The sequence below is a fragment of the Salinisphaera sp. S4-8 genome (assembly GCF_040361235.1).
Classification (GTDB): Bacteria; Pseudomonadota; Gammaproteobacteria; order Nevskiales; family Salinisphaeraceae; genus Salinisphaera.
Map to the genome: position 1 here is coordinate 395,752 of NZ_APNF01000001.1, position 19,121 is coordinate 414,872.

Here is a 19,121-nt window from a genome sequence, read left to right on the forward strand (position 1 = left end):
CGCGTGGCCGGTTTGCGCCCTGTATTCGCCGCGCACGCCGCCGGCTAATCAGATCTGCGTACATCTGCGTCGATCTGCGGACGTCTTGTCTTACCGAGCACTTAGCATGAACGTGCGCCCTGCTTCATACGGGCGAAATGTCGGGCGATCGCCCCCGGCGTAGTCAGCCAGATATCGTCGCGCACGCTCGCCACATGGGTCAGCGCACGGCGTAGTGCACGCAGCCGAAACGGCTGGCCGACGATATACGGGTGCAGCGCGATGCCCATGACCAGCGGCTGGGCCCGAGACTGCTCGTGCATTTCGTCGAATTGGTCGACGATGCGGGCCGCGAACTCGCGATAGTCGATATGGTGTGCCACGATCGACGGAATATCGTTGATCTCCTGTGGGTACGGCACCGATAGAATCCGCCCGCCGTCGCGGGTGGCCATCCAGGTCGGCTGATCGTCGTGGCACCAGTCCAGGTGATAGCCAAAGCCGGCCTCGGCGAGCAGATCCGGCGTGATCTCGCTTTGCGCGATCCACGGTCCGAGCCAGCCCTGCGGGGTTTCGCCGAACGCAGCCGTGAGTCGATCACGCGATTCGGCGATGAGCGCGGCCTCGCCGGCCTCGTCGAATTCGTTCTGGGATTCGCTGTTGGTGCGCCCGTGGGCGATAAGCTCGGTATCCAGGCGCGCCCGATAGGCCGTGACCAGCTCCGGGCAATAGTCGGCGATCGCGCTGTTCACGATCAGCCCCACCGGCAGCTTCAGCGATTCGAACAGTTCCAGCAGGCGCCACGCGCCCACGCGATTGCCGTAATCACGCCAGGCGTAGTTGAGCACATCCGGCTCGCGACGGCCGCCCGCGAGTACCGCACCGTAGCCTTGACCGAAATCGAAGTGTTCGAGATTCAACCCGATATACACCGCCAGCCGCCGGCCGTCGGGCCAGTCGAAATCCGGGCGATCGACGATGGCGCTGTAGCGATAGCGCCCGTGGCTTCGAATCGTGCGCGACATGAAAGCGGCAGCAGGAATGGCCATTCGATTGTAAGTGCGGGATGCATACGCCGGCCATCTGCGCTAGCGTCGAGCCGGGGGTGAAAGATGCAATCGAGCCTGACATGCCGAACGCGATTACTGGCCGGTCTTTTACTGGCACTGGCACTGGCGCTACGGGCCGGACTGCTTGCTGGAGCCGAACCGCCGCCCGTCACGCTCGCCGAGCGCTATGACGGCCAGGCCGATGTTGCCGACTACTGGGTTAGCGAAAAATACGACGGTGTCCGTGGCTACTGGACCGGCCACGCACTGATCACCCGCGGCGGCACGCGCATCGATGCGCCGGCATGGTTTACCGCCGGCTGGCCGGACACACCCATGGACGGCGAGTTGTGGATCGGCTACGGCGAATTCGCGCGCGTTTCCGGCATCGTACGTACGCACGACGCCCAGGATAGCGACTGGCGCCAGATCAGTTATCGCGTGTTCGACCTGCCCGAACACGGGGGCAACTTCGATGCCCGCGTACCCGCCATTCGCGAAACCGTGGCCGATATCGACCAGCCCTGGGTGGTCGCGATTCGTCAGTTCAAAGTGGACGATCCGGCCGCGCTCGATACGGCACTGGAGGCGGTGCTCGCCCGTGGCGGCGAGGGCTTGATGCTGCACCGGGGCGATGCGCTTTATCACGCCGGGCGCAGCGACGATCTGCTCAAGCTCAAACCCTATGAAGACGCCGAGGCCGTGGTGATCGCCATCAACCCCGGCCAGGGCCGGCTCGAAGGGCTGATGGGCTCACTCGACGTACGCACCCCGGATGGGCGCGAATTCGCCATCGGCAGTGGCTTTACCGACGCGGAGCGTGCCGACCCGCCGCCGGTCGGCAGCTGGATTACCTACCGCTACAACGGCGAAACCGCGACCGGCCTACCGCGTTTCGCCCGTTTCCTGCGGCGACGACCGGGCGGGCCACCGCCCGAGCCGCCATCACAGCCCTAACGCCTGGCTCAACCGAATAGCCACCGCAAAGCGCGCATCACCGCCACCGTGGCCAGCATCAGTGCCGTCGGGTAGAAACAGGCGGTAAAGCCCAACGAGCGCGCGGGCGCGCCACGTGCATAGCCGGCGAAAAACAGAATACGGCCGAGTACGAACACGATGGCCGCGAGCACCACGGCCGACAGTGTGCCGATGGGCATGAGCAGCACCCAGGCGAAATACGCCACCACGGCCAGCATTACCTGCTCATGCGTGTTCTGGGCCAGCGCCCGCAACAACTGAACGCGCGGCGTACCCTCGCTCAGCCCCGCCCCGTCGATATCCACCGCATGAAAGAAGCGATGCTTTGCGATACGTCCGAGCGCGAACATCAGACACAGCGCCGGCAATAACGAAGCCCCGCTGGCGATCGACAACCGCGTGGCCAGGTCGTTGTCGAACGGGCCGAATAGATCGACGAACGCACCGCCCCACACCACGACGACCGCCACGACGGCACCGGCCGCCATGCCGCAAAGCACGCCGCGCTGGTGGGTCGACAGCGCCGTCATCAAGCGCTGGCCCGGTATCAGAGCTTGACCTCGAACCCCTCGAACTGCGGCGGGCCGAGATAGATATCGCGACGCGCGCCGGCATTCGCATGCGCCTTGCGAAAGGCCTCGCTCTGGGTCCAGGCCTCGAATGCCGCGCGCGATTCCCACTCGGAGTGCGAAGCAAACAACGTGTGCTCGTCGCTCGATGGCCCCTGCAACAGATTGAACTGCTTGAAGCCGGGCACATCCTGCAGATGGGTGTCGCGTTCGCGCCAGATGGCAAGAAACTCCTCCTCGCAGCCGGGCTTGATCTTGAAACGGTTCATGGCGATGAACATGGCCTGCTCCCATCTTTGAAAAACCGTTGCGAGTATACGCATCGCACAGGCGCCCATGGCACAACGGTCATTGCGCAATACAGCTACAATGGCGCGCTTTGTGACCTGGCCGGGCATAGCCGCTCGCGCCATCGGGAGCCGCTGTGCTGATTCGTATTCTCGAGATCACGGTGCCGGTATTCGGCATCATCGCCCTGGCCTATGCCTACGGCCGTCGGCGCCCGACCGATCTGCGCGACGCGAACCGGCTCAACATCAGCATCTTTACGCCCGCGCTGATCTTTCATGCGCTCACCGAGCGCTCGCAGGGTGGGGACGATTTCATCATGGCCGCCCTCGGCGCCACGGTCATCGTGCTGGGCTCCGGCCTGCTCGCCTGGGCCTGGGTACGGGTCACCAAACGCGACCCGGCCGTTTATATCGGCCCGGCCATGTTCAACAACTGCGGCAATCTGGGCCTGCCACTGGCGATTCTCGCCTTTGGCGAAGACGCCCTGCCGCTGGCCGTGGTGCTGCTGGTCACCGAAAACCTGCTGCAGTTCACCGTCGGCCTGTGGTTGCTGGGCGATTCGATTCATATCAAGCGTCTGGCCACCAATCCGGTCCTAGTGGCTACCTTCGCCGGCGTGATCGGCATGGTCATGGACTGGCATGCCCCGGCGATGATCGAGCCCGGTATTCGCATGCTCGGGGAAATCTCCATTCCGCTCATGCTGGTCGCACTCGGCGTGCGCCTGGCCGACGGCGCGCCGGGTCAATGGGTCGCCGGCTTCTGGGGCGGGTTGCTGTGCCCACTCACCGGCCTGCTCGTGGCCGTGCCCTGGGTATTGATCACCCAGCCCGACCCGCCGCTGGCCGCCCTGCTGATCGTGTTCGGCGCCCTGCCTCCGGCGGTACTCAACTACATGCTCGCCGAACAATTCGAGATCGCCCCGGAACAGGTCGCCGCGATCGTGGCCGTTGGGCATGTGATTGCGCTGGCGGTGATACCGCTCGCGCTTTATTGCGTTTTATAGCACTTGGATCGAGATCGATTGCCCGGCTTACCGCCATGCTACAGAACACATCAGCGAAGCCGCGAAGGTAGTTTGATCGGATTCGCCTTGCCATGCGTACAAGCAAGTATCGTGATCCGGCTTTCTTGCACCTGATACCAAATCAGAAACGGAAATCGGCGCAGCACTGCCCGCCGTACGCCGGTATTTCTGTGGGTAAAGAAACGGCGCCTCGGCAAGCCGGTCTATTAGCGCGTTAAATTCCGCGTTGAACTCGGCTGCCAAACCAGCCTGTTGCTGTTCGTACCACTGCTGCGCTTCAAACACATCGCGTTCTGCAGCACGACGCAGATAGACGTTATAGATCAAGGTAGCTGGCGGTTGAGCCGCTCGCGAACGTCGAACCACGGACTTTCGTCAACCGGATTAGCTTCAGCATCGGCGATACGCGCGTCCAGTATCGATCGCTCGGCGGCTGTCACAGGCACCTCTTCCGTGCCAATCGTTTCCCAGACCGCCTCAATGAACTCCAATCGCTCAGCGAGCGAGAGTTCCTTGACCTTCGATATTAAGTTCGTATCGACCATGGATAGAGAATAGCGTAATCGCGGCATACGCAATACGCCCGCAACCGACTGCCCGATTCAAACCGGCGGCAGCGCACGATTCATGTGGCCATTACCGATCGGCACGGGGTCGAACGCCAGCGCGTTCACACCCTCGATACAGGCAATATTGAGCCCATACTCCGACGGGTTGCTGCGTCGTTTGTGGTGGGTATAAACGCCGCACAGGCTGCAGAAGAAATGTTCGGCCACCCGCGTGCCCCAACGATAGACCGAAAGTACGTCTTCGCCTTTGACGAGGGTGACGTGGATCGTGGGCACGCTCGCCATGACATAGCCTTTTCGGCTGCAAAGCGAGCAATCACATCGTCTGAGGTTCTCCAGGCCGTTGTCGAATTGAATTTCAAGCTCAACCGACCCGCAATGGCAAGTCGCTTTTCGAAACTCCGTCATAAGGCTTCCTCGGATTCGCTGGTTCAACCTGGTCAAGATATCGCAGGTATACCCGCACGCCGGAACAACGTTTTCGTCAATCTCGACTCGAGCCGTTTGCCTAAACCGCTGGCGCCAACAACAACGGGAGCCGCCCATGCCGTAATCGTACCAACCGCACAAAAAAAGCCGGCCGATCATAAGACCGGCCGGCTCGGTACAGCGCAGGATGCACTAGCCGATCAGTTCTGTTCGCTCAGGAACGGATAATCGGTATAGCCCTTTTCGTCACCACCGTAGTAGGTGGCTTCGTCCGGCTTGTTGAGTTCGGCGCCGACGCGGAATCGCTCGACCAGGTCCGGGTTGGCGATATAGGGACGACCGAAGGCCGCACCGTCGCCGAGGCCCTTTTCGATCAGCGCTTCGGCCTTTTCCGCGGTGTAGTGACCACAGAAGATGAGCGCGCCGTCGGCAAAGCGTTCGCGCATGGCCTGACGGAATTCGTCGGTGAGCTTGATGTCGCCGCCGGCCCAGTCGGGCTCGTTGATATGCAGATAGGCCAGACCGCGCTTGTTGAGCTGTTCGGCCATGTAGAAGGCCATCGCCTTGGGCTCGTCGTCGGTCAGGCCGAAGATCTCGATGAACGGCGACATGCGAATGCCCACGCGATCCGCGCCCATCACTTCGACCACGGCATCCACGACCTCCAGCGGCAGACGCGCCCGGTTTTCGATCGAGCCACCGTAGGCATCGGTACGCTTGTTGGCACCGGTGGCCATGAACTGCTGGAGCAGATAGGCGTTGGCGGCATGCACTTCCACCATATCGAAGCCGGCCCGCTTGGCGCGGATCGCAGCCTGACGATATTCCTCCACCACTTCGGGGATTTCCTTGGTTTCCAGTGCGCGTGGCGTGGAGGAATCCTGCAGGCCTTCGCTGCCGTCCTCGAACTGGACATAGGATTTTGCGCCTTCGCCGCGAATGGCGCTGGGTGCAACCGGCTTGCGCCCGTCCGGGTGCACCATTTCATGGCCGACCCGGCCGACATGCCACAGCTGCAGGCACATACGCCCGCCGGCGTCATGAACGGCATCCACGACGCCTTTCCAGCCGGCTTCCTGTTCGTCGGTGAAGATACTCGGCGTGAATACATAACCCCGGGCGGATTCCGAGATATTGGTGGCCTCGGAGATGATCATGCCCGCACCGGCCCGCTGCGAATAATAGGTGCGCTGCATGTCGCCGGGCACCTGGTCACGACAGCGGGCCCGGGTGAGCGGCGCCATGATGACGCGGTTGGGGAGCTGGACGGCGCCGAAATTGATCGGCGAAAGAAGCTTGTCGACAGACATGGTTTTCCTTGGTCGAAAGATCGAGTGATGCCCGAGACTTGGTGGCCGCGCGCATCAAATCAAGTCGATTGCGCACAACGCTTTCATGCGCCAGACACAAAAAAGCCCTGCCGCAACGCGACAGGGCCGAGGCTTTTGCAAAAGCCGGTTCGCTTATTCGGCCTTGACCGTCAGCGTGCCCTTCATGCCGGCCTGGAAATGACCCGGGAAGGTGCAGATATAGGTGTAATCACCCGGCTCTTCCGGCGCGGTGAAGGTGACGGTGTCGGATTCACCACCGCCGACCAGACCGGTATGCGCGATGATCTGATCGCTCATGTCTTCCGGCACATAGTCGTTGGCCTTGGCGCTCATGGCGGCTTCGTCGACCTTCGCGGCATCGGCGTCGGCCTTGAGCAGGAGCCAGTTATGCGCCATGGCGGCTGCCGGCAGCTTGCTGTTGTTGACCAGCTTGATGGTCACTTCTTCGCCCGGCTTGACCGTGATCGATTCCTGGCTGAAACGCAGGCTGTTCATGCCTTCGATTTCGACCGTCTTGGCCTGGGCGGCCACTGCCAGCGTGGACAACGCGGCAAACAATACGAACAGGACAGTTTTCTTCAACATATCGCTCGATCTCCTTTGAATTCGTCAATGCACAATGCATCGAATCAGTGCAATACGCAAGCTTCGACAAGGCTTTGCGGCTCATCATGCAGGCCAATTCAGCCTCCGCTCATGAGCTTGTCGAGTCTAGTCGAAAAGGCTGAACGATCGCTGACGGATACCTGGCCCAAGGGCCGGTCTTGACGGGATACGCCATCGCATTGCCCGTGACGACAGGCGCTAGAACACAATCACCTGGCGAATGGCCTCACCGGCGGCCAGACGTTCGAAGCCGACATTGATCTCGTCCAGTGTCAGCCGATGCGTGAGCAGGCGGTCGACCGGTAGTCGCCCGGCCTGGTACAGGGCGATGTATTCAGGGATATCGAGCTTGGGCACATGCCCGCCCAGATACGAGCCCATGAGTGTGCGTTCCTGGGCGACCAGCTGGGTCGGCGACACCGGCAGACGCACATCCGGGTGCGGCAAGCCCGCAGTGACCGTCTTGCCGCCCTTGCCGGTCGCGGCGAATGCGAATTCGAGCGCCGGCTGCACGCCGGCAAATTCCGCGGCGATATCCACGCCGCCGCCCGTCCATTCCTTGATCTTGTCCAGGGCGTCGTCGTCCTTGGTATTCACCGTGGCCGTGGCACCTAGCTCGCGCGCGCGTTCGAGTTTGTCGTCGTCGATATCGGCGGCGATCACCTGGGCGGCGCCGCCGGCAATCGCGCCGAGGACCGCCGACAGACCGACCCCGCCCAGGCCCACGACCAGCACGGTCTGGCCCAGACGCAAACCGGCGGTATGCACCATCGCGCCCACACCGGTGAGCACGGCACAACCGAAGATGGCCGCGATCTCGAAATCGAGGTTCTTGTCGATTTTGACCAGCGATTCGGTACGCACCACCGCATATTCGGCAAAGCCGGATACGCCCAGATGGTGATAGACATCGTTGCCCTGTTCTTTCAGACGAATGCCGTCATCGAGCAGCGTGCCGGCGTTATTGGCCACCGCACCCGGGGTACACAGCGCAGCGCGCCCGTCGGCACAGTATTCGCAGTGGCCGCAGCTGGGCACGAACGAACACACGATGTGATCGCCCACCTCGAAACCTTTCACGTTCGGCCCAACTTCGATGATCTCGCCGGCGGCTTCGTGGCCGAGCACCATGGGCGTGGGCCGTGGGCGATTACCGTCGATGGTGGACAGGTCGGAATGACACAGCCCGGCTGCATGGATCTTGATCAGCACTTCCCCCGCCTGCGGGTCATCGAGCTCGAAGGTCTCGATCTTGAGCGGCTGAGAATCGCTGTACGGACGCTGCGCGGACATCTCGCGCAATACGGCAGCTCGGGTCTGCATAAGAACTCCTGGTCTAAAAAAACGCTGGCAACATAAGCGGCCTGCGCTCGAATCTATCATTCGAAACGATGTTTCGGGAGTATGAATCTTACCCGCGAGGCTTCGAGGGTCCTGTCAGTCGTGCAAAAATACGGCCCTTATACGTTTACTCGACGGTCAGTGCGTCGTGCGCTGGCTCGTTCGCAAAGGCTTTGACATGACCCCCAGCACCGAGACCTACCCCATCGATATCGCCGGCCTGCATCGCGAGCTTCCGCTGTTCGAGGTTTCCAGCGGAACCCGCATCGCAGTGCTCAACGTACTCGGCGACACCGAACTGGTAGAAACCGCCAGCCGCGCGCTCGCCAAAAAACTCGATGCCGTGGACTACAGGGTGCTCGTCACCGCCGAGGCGAAATCGATCCCGCTGGTGCATGCCCTGTCGGTGGCTACCGGCAAGCCCTACGTCGTGCTGCGCAAGAACTACAAGCCGTATATGGGCGATGCGCTCAAGGCCGAAACGCTGTCGATCACCACCGGCGAACCGCAGACGCTGTTTCTCGATGCCAAGGACCGGGCCCTGGTCGACGGCGCGCGCATTATCCTGCTCGACGATGTGATCAGCTCCGGCTCCACGCTCAAGGCGATGCAGGCGATCATGGATCGCGCCGGTGCGATCGTGGCCGCCGAGGCCGCGATCCTCACCGAAGGCGAGCGCGAAAGCTGGCACGAGATCATCGCGCTTGGCCATCTGCCGGTCTTCACCGACGATCAAAGCTCGTAATCCGGCGCAAAACAGCTGACTTGGTCAGCTGTTTTCAACCCGAAAAATCATGGACTGGTCTGCCGGATTAATCGACCTCTACACGGCAAAGACCGCGGTCGCGATACCGAAACCATAGAGCACGACCAGCGCCGCACTTTCGAAGCCGATATTGGCCAGCCCGCGCTTTTCGCGGCGAATGAGGCCCAGCAACAGCACGCCGGTCATGAGAATCGACAGCGCCATCCATAGCAGCGTCTGTTGCGGAATGGCGTGATAGATCGAGCCGTCGCGATAGGCGATATCCGCCGCGCCCGCGAACAGGCAATCGAAGGCATTACCGCCGATGATGCCACCCACCGCCAGCTGCAACGCACCACGGCGTACCGCCGCGATCGAGGTCACCAGTTCCGGCAACGAGGTACAGATGGCGGTGAGCACCACGCCCACCGCGGTCGCACCGAGACCGGTCTGGGCACCGATACGGCTGGCCACGGTTTCGAGCACGAACCCGCTGAGGCCCAGCAGCGCGGCCAGCGCCGCAAAGCTCAGCCATAGCGACACCAGCGAACGCGCCAGCGCGTCGTCGTCGGGCTCGTCCGCACGGGTTTCACCGGTTTCGCGCGGCGCCCACATGCGCAGCTGCTGGGCATCGTTGACCACGCGCAGACCAAAGCCGTAGCCGGCGAACAACACCAGCGTAGCGGGATGAATACCGGCGATCGTATAGTCCGGCGTATAGGGCGCGACCAGCAATAGCGACAACAAACAGATAAGCAACGCGCTCTGGGCCAGATTGGCGGTGGAGGCAGCGGCATGTTCGAGATTGGCGCGCTGATAGACCCCATCGGCGATCGCCAGAAACACCGTCTGTACGGCGATGCCACCCAGCGCATTGCTCATGGCCAGCTCCGGCTCACCCTTGAGCGCGGCGGTCACCGATACGACGATACCCGACAGCGACGTCGCCGCCCCCAGCAATACCGCACCCGCGATCGCTTCGCCCAGGCCGGTACGGTCGGCCAGATCGTCGGCGATATGGGTCAGGCGCGTGCCGACCACGGCAATCACGACCGCGATCAGTGCAAACAGGCCCAGGTTGGCTTCCAGCCCCAGCGACGCGATCCAACTCATCCGGAAATACTGCGCCGTTTGAAGGGTTTGTCGCGTTCCTTGCCGTTGCGCGCGATGCTGATGCGCTGATTCACGCGTCCGATCAGTCGCCGTTGCCAACGCCGCTCGGCAGCGGTGGCCGCCGATTCACTGGCACCCCAGGCTTCCTGCAACAGGAATTTTCCGGCCGCGACGGCATCCGGCGAGTAGGCGCTCATCTCGAGCGCAATATCGCGTGCGGCTTCGGCCGGATTGGCGTCGATATGGGTGACCAGACCCAGCGCATGGGCTTCGTCAGCACCGATGATCTTGGCACTCATGACCAGTTGCTTGGCCACATCGATACGCACCAGCTCGCGCAACAGGGCCACGCCGCCCATATCCGGAACCAGGCCCCATTTGGTTTCCATGATCGAAAACCGCGCATCCGGAGCGGCCACGCGCACGTCCGCGCCCAAAGCCAGCTGTATGCCGGCACCAAAGCAGTTGCCATGGATAGCCGCGACCACGGGCACGGCGATATCGCGCCAGGCCAGGCTCCAGCGTTGAAACCGATTGGCATAGGGCAGCAACAGTTGCGCCATCGCCGGTGCCGCGGCCAGCGGCGACTTCATCACCGACGCGAAATCCAGACCGGCACAGAACGAGGGCCCGTTGCCCTGAATGACGATCGCACGCAGATCGCGATCCTTGGCCAAGGTGCTCGCGGCGTCGTTAACCGCGTCCAGCATGGCCAGATTCATGCCGTTGTGCTTGCGCGGCCGGTTCAGGCACACCCGCGCCAGATTACTTTCATGTTCGACGACGACGGTTTGCTCCGCTTCGCTCATAGGCCCTCTCCGGCGCAAAAGATCTCACTTTGCCGGCTTTTGATCCGATCGCCTAGCGCGGGGCGACGCCCGTTTAGCGATCGGCCGCGCACACGCCTACCGGCCAGGCAAAAAAAGACGGCCCGCAGGCCGCCTTTTCGACGCATTGCGATCGCGCTTTATGCTTTCAGATGCTTTTCGAAAAACGTCATGCTGCGTTGCCAGGCTTTCTTGCTGGCCTCGGGATCGTAATAGTCCCAGTCTTCGTTGCCGAAGGCATGCGGCGCATCATAGCGATAGGCTTCATAGGGCACGTTTGCCGCCTTGAGCTTGTCCTCGAAGGCATCGGCCTGATCGATGGGGAAGAAGGTGTCCTGCTCGGCGAAATGACACTGCAACGGGATGGTAATCGAGGCCGGATCGCCGGCTTCGTCCGGCGGAATGCCATACCAGGACACCGCGGCATCGGTTTCGTCGTTATGCATGGCCGACAGCACCGCGAGCACGCCGCCCATGCAGAAACCGATGACGCCGACCTTGTCGCTATCGGCCTTGAGGTATTGCTGCGCACCGCGAATATCCTGGGTCGCGGCATCACCGAAGTCGAGCTCGTTCATCTTGTGCTCGGCTTCTTTTTCATCCAGCGCCTTGTCGCCGTGATAGAGATCGGGCACCAGCACCCGATAGCCGGCGTCGGTCCACTGCTGGCCGACCCGCTTGATCTGGTCGTTGAGCCCCCACCATTCCTGGATCACCACGATACCCGGCGCATTCGCATTATTCTGCGGCTCGGCATAGAAGCCGCTGGCCGTGCCGCCGTCGGGCCGCTTGTATTCGATATTTTCGGACATGGCGTGTGTTACTCGATAAGAAAACGTACCTGCATGCTACCGCGCCCGTATTGCGTTTTTAAACGCGACGATCGCGGGCGCGGCGCATGTTCGGCTCAAGTGAGGCGCCTAGCGCGCAGCCTGCTGACGCACGCCGGTCAGGGCCGCGAACTGGGTATCGTTAAGCACGGCATCCAGCGGCAACCAGGCCTGGCTGTCGGGGGTACGGGTGCGCAGGGCCGGATCGGCCAGCGAGACTTTTTCGCCGGTCTTTTCCTCGATGATGCGTTCGATGGCGGCCGCATCCAGTTCACCTTTCTGCAGCTTGACCAGTTCGGCCTCGTCCAGCTCCAGGGTGGTGTTGTTCGCGCTGCCCGGCAGATAGATCGCGCCGGTGGCAAAGTCCACGGCAAAAGCGATCACGCCCGGCACGATGAAGAACAGCAGGCCCACGGCATCGAGCACGGCGACGGCCGGATCGATACGGCCATCGACCTGGCCCTTGCGCTCGGGATACAGGATCACACCACAGGCCGTGGTGCCGATCAGCGTCGCCGTCATCGTCGCCACGATACCCACACGGCGCGCGTTTCTGAATCGATCGGTCATATGTTTTCCCCATGAATGATTGGACGTCGAGTGTGTAGCGCGCCCATCCCGCGCCATGACCTCGACCGAATGATTGTAGCGCCTACTCAGGATTCGCGCGCGCGGCCGATCAAGTGGGTAGAGCCCTTCCCGCCCACGCAGCGCGAACGAACACCATGGCGAAATATAACGGGTCGGCGATGGACCGAACCCAGGCATTTGCGACGAGCGCAGAGCCGGCCGGCGACAGTGCGGGCTTCACCCTGATCGAACTCATGATCGTGGTCGCGATCATCGGCATTCTCGCGGCCATCGCGGTACCGGTTTATATCAATTACATCGCCCGTGCCAAGGTCAGCGAAGGCCTGGCGCTGGCAGCACCGGTGAAAACAGCGGTCGTCGAGTACTACAGCATCCACGGCAAACTGCCCGATGTCGAAGGCAACAACTGGATCCAGGTACTCAAGGCCCTCAACCTGCCGGACAGTTCGGACGCCGGCGCGGCCTCGGGCAAGTACGTCAAGCGTATCTGGTGGTACAACAACGCCGATGCCCCGGCGATCAAGATCCGCTATAGCGGCATTCCCATCGACGACGATCTGTTGTTCCTGGAAGCCGACATCAACGACGGCGCGATCCGCTGGAACTGCACCGCGCCCAGCAGCGACGGCGTGGACGATCGTTACCTGCCCGCCAGCTGCCGCTGACCGGCACCGTGATCGGGCTTATTCGCCCTGCTTGAAACGCCGCAGTTCGCGGCGCTGTTTCTTGTCCGGACGTATGGCCGGCCGTGGCATGGACATGCGCGCCGCCCGCCGCTCGGCGGCCTGAGCTGCACGGCGTTCGCGGCTGGCATCGGTTTCGTTATAGAGCTGCACCGCCTGCACCGCCGGGCCGCGCTGCTCGCTGAGCCCGCATACATCGATCTCGAACGCTGTCTCGCCCTTGGTGATATCCAGCCGGTCGTCGACCTTGACCGCCGTGCTCGCCTTGGCCCGGTGGCCGTTGACATGCACCTTGCCGCCCTTGACCGCCTTGGCGGCCATGGAGCGGGTCTTGAAGAAACGCGCCGCCCAGAGCCATTTATCGACCCGTACGGCAGTGTTGTGTGGAGCCTGCGTCATGCCCAGACTGTGACATCAAATTCGATGACCGCAAACCATTCGCGTGTTCGATCGTTTCCGTCTGATCTATCGCCTGCGTGCGACGCCCGAAGGGATTCATGTCGTTGCCGGGCGTGTACCGCCGCGTTTTCTCGCGGCCGTGCGCGATATCGCCCGTCTGCACGGCATCGACTGCGGCGAGATCGAATGCAAGGGCCGCGCCCGCCATGCGCGTCTGCGCTTTTCCGACGATTTCCCCAAAACCGGCCGTCAGGCCATACGCAATGTCTGGACACCGCCAACCGCGCCAGGACCAAGCGGCGGCCGACGTGCGCGCGGCTGAATACCCGCAGCCCACGCAATGGGCTGCTTGACGATGGATGAAACGCAGCTGGCTTTTCTCAAGCAGGCAGTTTGTCCGCCAATGAACGCGAAGACACGCGAATAAGGCAAAGACAGATCGCGCGAAGGCCGGCTGGGCTGATGTTCGCGCCACACGCTGAACCTTGTAAATTATCAAGGCAGACTTTGCGCTCGGCCCGACCTCTCGTCCGGCCATCAACCCGCCGGCACGCACACCCGGCCAACCCCGTGAGATACGACAAAGGTCTGACATCGATCGATCGAATGGCGTATGTTTACGCGGGGCTTCACTTCGCAGGGACAAGCGCATGATCACGGTTCACCATCTCGAGGATTCACGCTCGCAACGCGTGCTATGGCTACTCGAAGAACTGGAGTTGCCCTATGAGGTCAAGCACTACAAGCGCGATCCCAAGACCATGCTCGCGCCCGCCGAACTCAGGAAAGTGCATCCGCTGGGTAAATCGCCGCTGATTACCGACGACGAGCGCACGGTTGCCGAAACCGGGCTGATCATCGACTACATCGTGGAAACCCACGGCAACGGCGCTTTGGCCCCGCCCCGCGGCAGCGAACAACGCATGGCCTACGACTACTGGCTGCACTATGCCGAAGGCTCGGCCATGCCGCCGTTATTGCTGCATCTGGTCTTCGATACCGTGGAAAAGAAGGCGCCGTTCGTAATCCGCCCCATCGCGAAGGCGATTTCGGCCAACGTGAAAAAACAGTTCATCCGCCCGCAGCTCAATCTGCATATGGACTATATCGAGCACGCCCTGCGCCAACATACCTGGTTCGTGGGCGATACCTTCAGTGCGGCCGATATCATGATGAGCTTTCCCCTGGAGGCCGCCTGCGCGCGTATGGATCTACAGCCGCGCTGCCCCAATATCGCCGCCTTCGTCAAACGTATTCACGAGCGTCCCGCCTATCAGCGCGCCCTCGAGGCCGGTGGCCCCTACGCCTACGCCTGACGTGAACAGACCCGCGAAGAGCGGGCCTGTTCGACACGTTCGCCCGTAACGGCTTAACTGCCGGACGATTCGTCCGCACTCTCGTCGGCCGTCGACGACGCGTCATCGCCGACCGTGACCTGGTCGCGGATTTCCTCGACCGTCTTGTCGCCGATACCGCTGACCCGCGTCAGATCGTCCACCGATTCGAACGGCCCGTGGGCTTCACGTTCTTCGATGATCGCAGCCGACTTGGATTCGCCGATATAAGGCAGCTGACTGAGCGCCTCAGCATCGGCGCTATTGATATTGACCGCTGCCATGGCGAGACCACTGAGGCTCAGCAGGCAGGTGGCGATGAAAAGAATGGCTATTTTTTTCATGGTTTAGACTCCCGTGCATTCGGAAGCTTAAACCTATCGAGTCCGATCGGATGGCGCAAACCGATTGATTTGATAGGGCCGATAGCCACTATCGAGAAACGAAGACTCAATTACTTACGGCATTTTTCGCTTAAATTTCGAAATAGCGTTCTAAATCCGAAAATCCAATATGCGCACTCGCCACTGTCATCGCGTCCCGGGCAAGCGCGTCACGAACTTCGCCTTTTCGACCTGCCAGCGCCGGGCCAGACCGCTGACCCGATCACAGCCCAACGCGCGCGGCTCGGATCGCGGTGCAAGGGTGAACTCGCTGGGACTCTGGGCGCGGGTTGCGCCGGTGTAGGCCATCAATACGACCCGGATGGCGCGTTTGGCATGGCTATTGGCGATCTGGCGCAACTGGCCCCGGTGGCGCATGCAGTCGGCAGTGAGCACCGTGCTGAATACGAGGTAGTCGCGTGCTGTCGGCTTGTCGGCCCGCGGGTTGCCGAGCGCCAGCAACACAACCAACGCCAGCGTCATCGCTACGGCGAGCCGTAGCCCGGCAATCAACGCTCGCCGGCCTCGCATAACGCACGGATATGCACGGCAGCACTGGCCGCCAGCGCATCCAATGCATAGCCGCCTTCGAGGGTGGATACGACGCGGCCCTCACACAAGCGGTCGGCCGCCTCGACGATGCGTTCGGTAATCCACTGATAATCCTCGGCCTCGAACATGAGATCGGCCAGTGGGTCCGAGCGATGGGCATCGAAACCGGCGGATACGAAGATCATGTCCGGCGCGAAAGCGTCGAGCGCCGGCAACCAGTCGCGCTCGACGGCCTGACGAAACACACTGCCCGGCGTACCGGCCTTGAGCGGTGTCTTGATCAGGGTGTCGTGCGTATTGTCGTCGGCGGTGAACGGAAACAACGGGTTCTGATAGCTCGAACAGAACAGCGCCCGCGGCTCGTTACGCAACACGTCTTCCGTGCCGTTGCCGTGATGGACATCGAAATCCAGCACCGCCACGCGGCGCAGGCCATGGACATGCAATGCATGGGCTGCAGCCACGGCGACGTTATCGAAAAAACAAAATCCCATGGCCCGATCGCGTTCGGCATGGTGGCCCGGCGGACGTACGGCACAAAAGGCGTTGGCCGCCTGGCCAGCCAGCACTGCATCGGTGGCCGCGACGACCGCGCCCGCGGCATGCAGCGCCGCGTCGAGGCTATGGCCGTTCATCGACGTATCCTCGTCGAGGCGTACGCGCCCGCGGGTCGGCGCGAAACTCACCAGTTCGTTGACATAGGCCGGCGCGTGCACCCGTTTGATCGCATCCAGCGATGCGCGCGGTGCTTCGCGGCGCGCGACCTGGCGGTCTACCCCGACCACACTCATGCCTTTTTCGACCGCCACGAGTCGCGCAGGCGACTCCGGGTGGCCGCGCCCCATGTCGTGCAAGGGGCAACTCGAATGGCTGAAATAGGCAGTGGTCATAGGCGGGTCCGTATACCGATGATTAAGCCGGCATAAAACAGCGGGTCGTGGCCAGCTGTTTCCACGCTTTCTCAACGAGCGCCAGCGTATGCCGGCATCGAACAACAGCACAACCGGCAATGCAAGTATGCCGCACCGGCCAGCCCCGCGCGGCGATCGCCTCGCCAAAAAAAACGCCGCACGAGGCGGCGTTTTTCTCGGTGGCTGATATCGGCGCTAGCGCATGGCCACGATACGATCGACCACGTTGCTTTGCTGCGCAGCCTGCGGACCATAAAGCTGGGCATAGTTATCCTGCATCCAGCGCCCGAACGCATCCGGGTCGTCTTCGTGCAGCAGCGCGGCCAGCGCGTCGAGATTCTCGCCGTCACCCATGGCGGCTTCGCGACGCAGCGCGACCGACTGGGTATCGGCAAAGTCCTGAGCCTGGGTGAAATCATCATCGATGTTCTTGCCGACGATATAAGCCGTGGTGCCGGCCGTACTCGCGGTGGTAATCAGATCATCGCGATCACGGGCGGAGCCGATGCTCGCCACGCTCAGACCCACAACGGCCACGCCACACAAGGCGATACGGCGCATCAACGGACTGCTCTGTTTGTTCACGGGATTCTCCCTATGGTTGCATCTACCACCGACGTTAGTGCGCCGTTGATGAATTATCGCTGAACTGCAGGCGCCGCTCATTTGTAGAGCGCGTGGCCACCCTCGCGAAATTCCTCGGCTTTCTCGGCCAGCCCGGCGTCGAGTGCGTCTTGCGGGGTTTCGATACCGCGCTCGGCGGCGAACTCGCGGACTTCCTGGGAAATGCGCATGGAACAGAACTTCGGCCCGCACATGGAACAGAAATGCGCGACCTTGGCACTGTCCTTGGGCAGGGTTTCGTCGTGGAACTCACGCGCTTTCATCGGATCGAGGCCGAGGTTGAACTGGTCTTCCCAGCGGAATTCGAAGCGCGCCTTGGACAGGGCGTTGTCGCGAATCTGGGCCCCCGGATGGCCCTTGGCCAGATCGGCCGCGTGGGCCGCGATCTTGTAGGTGATGATGCCTTCGCGCACATCGTCCTTGTCGGGCAGGCCGAGATGTTCCTTGGGGGTGACATAGCACAGCATCGCGGTGCCGTACCAGCCGATCTGGGCCGCGCCGATCGCCGAGGTGATGTGGTCGTAGCCGGGGCCGATATCGGTGGTCAGCGGGCCGAGCGTATAGAACGGCGCCTCGTGGCAATCGGCCAGCTCGGCGTCCATGTTCTCCTTGATGCGCTGCATGGGCACATGGCCTGGGCCTTCGATCATCACCTGCACGTCGTGCTTCCAGGCGATCTGGGTCAGCTCGCCCAGGGTACGCAGCTCGGCCATCTGGGCTTCGTCGTTGGCATCGGCAATCGCGCCGGGGCGCAGGCCGTCGCCGAGCGAAAACGCCACGTCATAGGCCTTCATGATTTCGCAGATCTCTTCGAAATGCGTGTACAGGAAGGACTCGGTGTGATGCGCCAGACACCACTTGGCCATGATCGAGCCGCCTCTGGAGACGATACCGGTGACCCGATTGGCGGTCATCGGCACGAACGGCAGGCGCACGCCGGCATGGATGGTGAAGTAGTCCACACCCTGCTCGGCCTGTTCGATGAGCGTGTCGCGATACATTTCCCAGGTCAGGTCTTCGGCCTTGCCGTCGACTTTTTCCAGCGCCTGATAGATGGGCACCGTACCCACCGGCACCGGCGCGTTGCGGATGATCCACTCGCGGGTTTCGTGGATATGCTTGCCGGTGGACAGATCCATGATCGTGTCGCCGCCCCAGCGCGCGGCCCAGACCATCTTCTCGACTTCCTCGGCAATCGAACTCGTCACCGCCGAGGTGCCCATGTTGGCGTTGATCTTCACCCGGAAATTGCGCCCGATGATCATCGGCTCGGATTCGGGGTGATTGATGTTGTTGGGAATGATCGCGCGCCCGGCCGCGATTTCGTCGCGCACGAATTCGGGCGTGACGTAGTCGGGGATATTCGCGCCATAGCCTTCGCCCGGATGGCGCCGCAGCAGTCGCGAATCCTTGATCGCATCGATCTTCGCATTCTCGCGAATCGCCACGAACTCCATTTCCGGCGTGACGATACCCTGGCGGGCATAGTGCATCTGCGACACGTTGGCGCCTGCCCTGGCCTTGCGCGGCACCCGCACGTCGGGAAAACGCAGATGGCCGGTCGCGGCATCTTCGGCCCGGGCACGCCCGAACTGCGACGACAGCCCCTCGAGCAGCTCGGTATCGCCGCGCTCCTCGATCCAGGCTGCACGCAGTGCAGGCAGGCCGCGGGTCAGATCGATCGGGGCGTCCGGGTCGGTATACGGCCCGGAACAATCGTAAATCGTGATCGGCGGGTTCTTTTCCACGCCGAACGTGGCTGGCGTATTCGACTGGCTGACCTCGCGCATGGGCACGCGAATATCCGGCCGCGAGCCGGTTTCGTGAATCTTGCGGGAATTGGGGAATGGCTCGCGCATTTCGTCGGCCAGACGCGCGGACACCGCCAGATCTTTGGGAACAGCGCTCATATCGATTTGCCGTCGGGGGAATAGGCTTTCAATCTACCAACCTGCCGTGT

Annotated in this window: 25 protein-coding genes; 6 read left to right on the forward strand and 19 right to left on the reverse strand. The window is 62.2% G+C overall.

The genetic code is table 11. From position 1 onward, the window contains the following. Positions 1-101 precede the first annotated feature (101 nt). Positions 102-1,004 carry a polysaccharide deacetylase family protein gene (locus tag S4A8_RS01825; protein ID WP_353218798.1) on the reverse strand — a complete coding sequence of 301 codons (903 nt, stop codon included), beginning with the start codon at positions 1,002-1,004 and terminating at the stop codon, positions 102-104. An 87-nt stretch (positions 1,005-1,091) separates the two neighbouring features. Here S4A8_RS01825 and S4A8_RS01830 point away from each other — a divergent pair, with 87 nt between their 5' ends. Then, positions 1,092-1,985, forward strand: a complete 894-nt coding sequence (locus S4A8_RS01830) for a DNA ligase (RefSeq protein ID WP_353218799.1) — start codon at positions 1,092-1,094, stop codon at positions 1,983-1,985. A gap of 8 nt (positions 1,986-1,993) precedes the next feature. Here the strand turns inward: S4A8_RS01830 and S4A8_RS01835 are convergent, their stop codons facing one another. Together S4A8_RS01835 and hmuQ are read right to left on the reverse strand one after the other, a co-directional pair. Continuing rightward, positions 1,994-2,536, reverse strand: coding sequence for an MAPEG family protein (locus S4A8_RS01835; RefSeq protein WP_353218930.1), 543 nt, complete (start codon positions 2,534-2,536; stop codon positions 1,994-1,996). 17 nt (positions 2,537-2,553) lie between these two features. After that, positions 2,554-2,856 carry a heme-degrading protein HmuQ gene (gene hmuQ, locus S4A8_RS01840; RefSeq protein WP_353218800.1) on the reverse strand — a complete coding sequence of 101 codons (303 nt, stop codon included), beginning with the start codon at positions 2,854-2,856 and terminating at the stop codon, positions 2,554-2,556. Positions 2,857-2,999: 143 nt separating this feature from the next. On the opposite strand from hmuQ, the gene S4A8_RS01845 reads away from it, so the two are divergent. Next, positions 3,000-3,872, forward strand: a complete 873-nt coding sequence (locus S4A8_RS01845; RefSeq protein WP_353218801.1) for an AEC family transporter — start codon at positions 3,000-3,002, stop codon at positions 3,870-3,872. Between the two features lie 27 nt (positions 3,873-3,899). On the opposite strand, the gene S4A8_RS01850 is transcribed toward S4A8_RS01845, so the two are convergent. The 6 genes from S4A8_RS01850 to S4A8_RS01875 form a co-directional block, all read right to left on the reverse strand. Next, entirely contained in the window at positions 3,900-4,220 is a 321-nt protein-coding gene (locus S4A8_RS01850; RefSeq protein WP_353218802.1) for a hypothetical protein, read from the reverse strand. Next, on the reverse strand, positions 4,217-4,438 hold the full coding sequence (locus S4A8_RS01855; RefSeq protein ID WP_353218803.1) for an addiction module protein: 222 nt from the start codon (positions 4,436-4,438) through the stop codon (positions 4,217-4,219). The genes S4A8_RS01850 and S4A8_RS01855 overlap by 4 nt, the downstream gene beginning before the upstream one ends. A gap of 57 nt (positions 4,439-4,495) precedes the next feature. Next, on the reverse strand, positions 4,496-4,897 hold the full coding sequence (locus S4A8_RS01860) for a GFA family protein (RefSeq protein ID WP_502950686.1): 402 nt from the start codon (positions 4,895-4,897) through the stop codon (positions 4,496-4,498). A 194-nt stretch (positions 4,898-5,091) separates the two neighbouring features. Next, positions 5,092-6,201 carry an alkene reductase gene (locus tag S4A8_RS01865; protein WP_353218805.1) on the reverse strand — a complete coding sequence of 370 codons (1,110 nt, stop codon included), beginning with the start codon at positions 6,199-6,201 and terminating at the stop codon, positions 5,092-5,094. A 153-nt stretch (positions 6,202-6,354) separates the two neighbouring features. Next, positions 6,355-6,807 (reverse strand): plastocyanin/azurin family copper-binding protein, encoded by a 453-nt coding sequence (locus tag S4A8_RS01870; protein WP_353178696.1) that lies wholly within the window; start codon positions 6,805-6,807, stop codon positions 6,355-6,357. A 219-nt stretch (positions 6,808-7,026) separates the two neighbouring features. Further along, on the reverse strand, positions 7,027-8,151 hold the full coding sequence (locus S4A8_RS01875) for a zinc-dependent alcohol dehydrogenase family protein (RefSeq protein ID WP_353218806.1): 1,125 nt from the start codon (positions 8,149-8,151) through the stop codon (positions 7,027-7,029). A 196-nt stretch (positions 8,152-8,347) separates the two neighbouring features. On the opposite strand from S4A8_RS01875, the gene S4A8_RS01880 reads away from it, so the two are divergent. Further along, the gene (locus S4A8_RS01880) at positions 8,348-8,914 is read left to right on the forward strand and encodes a phosphoribosyltransferase family protein (protein ID WP_353218807.1); all 567 of its coding nucleotides are present in this window, start codon (positions 8,348-8,350) and stop codon (positions 8,912-8,914) included. Positions 8,915-8,992: 78 nt separating this feature from the next. On the opposite strand, the gene S4A8_RS01885 is transcribed toward S4A8_RS01880, so the two are convergent. The 4 genes from S4A8_RS01885 to S4A8_RS01900 all read right to left on the reverse strand — a co-directional run bounded on the left by S4A8_RS01885 (position 8,993) and on the right by S4A8_RS01900 (position 12,206). Continuing rightward, on the reverse strand, positions 8,993-10,027 hold the full coding sequence (locus S4A8_RS01885; protein ID WP_353218808.1) for a sodium:calcium antiporter: 1,035 nt from the start codon (positions 10,025-10,027) through the stop codon (positions 8,993-8,995). Then, positions 10,024-10,836, reverse strand: coding sequence for a crotonase/enoyl-CoA hydratase family protein (locus S4A8_RS01890; RefSeq protein ID WP_353218809.1), 813 nt, complete (start codon positions 10,834-10,836; stop codon positions 10,024-10,026). Before S4A8_RS01890 ends, S4A8_RS01885 begins: the two co-directional genes overlap by 4 nt. Before the next feature lie 158 nt (positions 10,837-10,994). Beyond that, on the reverse strand, positions 10,995-11,666 hold the full coding sequence (locus S4A8_RS01895) for a dienelactone hydrolase family protein (RefSeq protein WP_353218810.1): 672 nt from the start codon (positions 11,664-11,666) through the stop codon (positions 10,995-10,997). Positions 11,667-11,774: 108 nt separating this feature from the next. After that, entirely contained in the window at positions 11,775-12,206 is a 432-nt protein-coding gene (locus S4A8_RS01900) for a polyribonucleotide nucleotidyltransferase (RefSeq protein ID WP_353178916.1), read from the reverse strand. A gap of 203 nt (positions 12,207-12,409) precedes the next feature. On the opposite strand from S4A8_RS01900, the gene S4A8_RS01905 reads away from it, so the two are divergent. Continuing rightward, positions 12,410-12,940, forward strand: a complete 531-nt coding sequence (locus S4A8_RS01905) for a pilin (RefSeq protein WP_353218812.1) — start codon at positions 12,410-12,412, stop codon at positions 12,938-12,940. An 18-nt stretch (positions 12,941-12,958) separates the two neighbouring features. Here the strand turns inward: S4A8_RS01905 and S4A8_RS01910 are convergent, their stop codons facing one another. Next, positions 12,959-13,357: an RNA-binding S4 domain-containing protein gene (locus S4A8_RS01910; RefSeq protein WP_353218813.1), complete on the reverse strand. Its 399-nt coding sequence runs from the start codon at positions 13,355-13,357 to the stop codon at positions 12,959-12,961. Positions 13,358-13,400: 43 nt separating this feature from the next. Here S4A8_RS01910 and S4A8_RS01915 point away from each other — a divergent pair, with 43 nt between their 5' ends. Further along, positions 13,401-13,679 carry a DUF3634 family protein gene (locus tag S4A8_RS01915; RefSeq protein ID WP_353178711.1) on the forward strand — a complete coding sequence of 93 codons (279 nt, stop codon included), beginning with the start codon at positions 13,401-13,403 and terminating at the stop codon, positions 13,677-13,679. A gap of 328 nt (positions 13,680-14,007) precedes the next feature. Further along, on the forward strand, positions 14,008-14,673 hold the full coding sequence (locus S4A8_RS01920; RefSeq protein WP_353218814.1) for a glutathione S-transferase: 666 nt from the start codon (positions 14,008-14,010) through the stop codon (positions 14,671-14,673). A 53-nt stretch (positions 14,674-14,726) separates the two neighbouring features. On the opposite strand, the gene S4A8_RS01925 is transcribed toward S4A8_RS01920, so the two are convergent. From S4A8_RS01925 to thiC, 5 genes are all read right to left on the reverse strand, one after another. After that, positions 14,727-15,035, reverse strand: coding sequence for a ComEA family DNA-binding protein (locus S4A8_RS01925; protein WP_353218815.1), 309 nt, complete (start codon positions 15,033-15,035; stop codon positions 14,727-14,729). A 186-nt stretch (positions 15,036-15,221) separates the two neighbouring features. Then, entirely contained in the window at positions 15,222-15,605 is a 384-nt protein-coding gene (locus S4A8_RS01930; protein ID WP_353218816.1) for a hypothetical protein, read from the reverse strand. Continuing rightward, positions 15,584-16,516 (reverse strand): histone deacetylase family protein, encoded by a 933-nt coding sequence (locus S4A8_RS01935; RefSeq protein ID WP_353218817.1) that lies wholly within the window; start codon positions 16,514-16,516, stop codon positions 15,584-15,586. Before S4A8_RS01935 ends, S4A8_RS01930 begins: the two co-directional genes overlap by 22 nt. 216 nt (positions 16,517-16,732) lie before the next feature. Next, positions 16,733-17,122 carry a DUF3015 family protein gene (locus tag S4A8_RS01940; RefSeq protein WP_353218818.1) on the reverse strand — a complete coding sequence of 130 codons (390 nt, stop codon included), beginning with the start codon at positions 17,120-17,122 and terminating at the stop codon, positions 16,733-16,735. Positions 17,123-17,199: 77 nt separating this feature from the next. Continuing rightward, entirely contained in the window at positions 17,200-19,071 is a 1,872-nt protein-coding gene (thiC, locus tag S4A8_RS01945; RefSeq protein ID WP_353218819.1) for a phosphomethylpyrimidine synthase ThiC, read from the reverse strand. Positions 19,072-19,121 lie beyond the last annotated feature (50 nt).

Coding starts and splice junctions, on each gene's coding strand:
- S4A8_RS01835 (WP_353218930.1), bottom strand. CDS start 2,536: ATGACGGCGCTGTCGACCCACCAGCGCGGCGTGCTTTGCGGCATGGCG.
- thiC (WP_353218819.1), bottom strand. CDS start 19,071: ATGAGCGCTGTTCCCAAAGATCTGGCGGTGTCCGCGCGTCTGGCCGAC.
- S4A8_RS01905 (WP_353218812.1), top strand. CDS start 12,410: ATGGCGAAATATAACGGGTCGGCGATGGACCGAACCCAGGCATTTGCG.
- S4A8_RS01890 (WP_353218809.1), bottom strand. CDS start 10,836: ATGAGCGAAGCGGAGCAAACCGTCGTCGTCGAACATGAAAGTAATCTG.
- S4A8_RS01865 (WP_353218805.1), bottom strand. CDS start 6,201: ATGTCTGTCGACAAGCTTCTTTCGCCGATCAATTTCGGCGCCGTCCAG.
- S4A8_RS01930 (WP_353218816.1), bottom strand. CDS start 15,605: ATGCGAGGCCGGCGAGCGTTGATTGCCGGGCTACGGCTCGCCGTAGCG.
- S4A8_RS01925 (WP_353218815.1), bottom strand. CDS start 15,035: ATGAAAAAAATAGCCATTCTTTTCATCGCCACCTGCCTGCTGAGCCTC.
- S4A8_RS01910 (WP_353218813.1), bottom strand. CDS start 13,357: ATGACGCAGGCTCCACACAACACTGCCGTACGGGTCGATAAATGGCTC.
- S4A8_RS01830 (WP_353218799.1), top strand. CDS start 1,092: ATGCAATCGAGCCTGACATGCCGAACGCGATTACTGGCCGGTCTTTTA.
- S4A8_RS01895 (WP_353218810.1), bottom strand. CDS start 11,666: ATGTCCGAAAATATCGAATACAAGCGGCCCGACGGCGGCACGGCCAGC.
- S4A8_RS01935 (WP_353218817.1), bottom strand. CDS start 16,516: ATGACCACTGCCTATTTCAGCCATTCGAGTTGCCCCTTGCACGACATG.
- S4A8_RS01825 (WP_353218798.1), bottom strand. CDS start 1,004: ATGTCGCGCACGATTCGAAGCCACGGGCGCTATCGCTACAGCGCCATC.
- hmuQ (WP_353218800.1), bottom strand. CDS start 2,856: ATGTTCATCGCCATGAACCGTTTCAAGATCAAGCCCGGCTGCGAGGAG.
- S4A8_RS01875 (WP_353218806.1), bottom strand. CDS start 8,151: ATGCAGACCCGAGCTGCCGTATTGCGCGAGATGTCCGCGCAGCGTCCG.
- S4A8_RS01885 (WP_353218808.1), bottom strand. CDS start 10,027: ATGAGTTGGATCGCGTCGCTGGGGCTGGAAGCCAACCTGGGCCTGTTT.
- S4A8_RS01900 (WP_353178916.1), bottom strand. CDS start 12,206: ATGACGGCGACGCTGATCGGCACCACGGCCTGTGGTGTGATCCTGTAT.
- S4A8_RS01855 (WP_353218803.1), bottom strand. CDS start 4,438: ATGGTCGATACGAACTTAATATCGAAGGTCAAGGAACTCTCGCTCGCT.
- S4A8_RS01870 (WP_353178696.1), bottom strand. CDS start 6,807: ATGTTGAAGAAAACTGTCCTGTTCGTATTGTTTGCCGCGTTGTCCACG.
- S4A8_RS01920 (WP_353218814.1), top strand. CDS start 14,008: ATGATCACGGTTCACCATCTCGAGGATTCACGCTCGCAACGCGTGCTA.
- S4A8_RS01880 (WP_353218807.1), top strand. CDS start 8,348: ATGACCCCCAGCACCGAGACCTACCCCATCGATATCGCCGGCCTGCAT.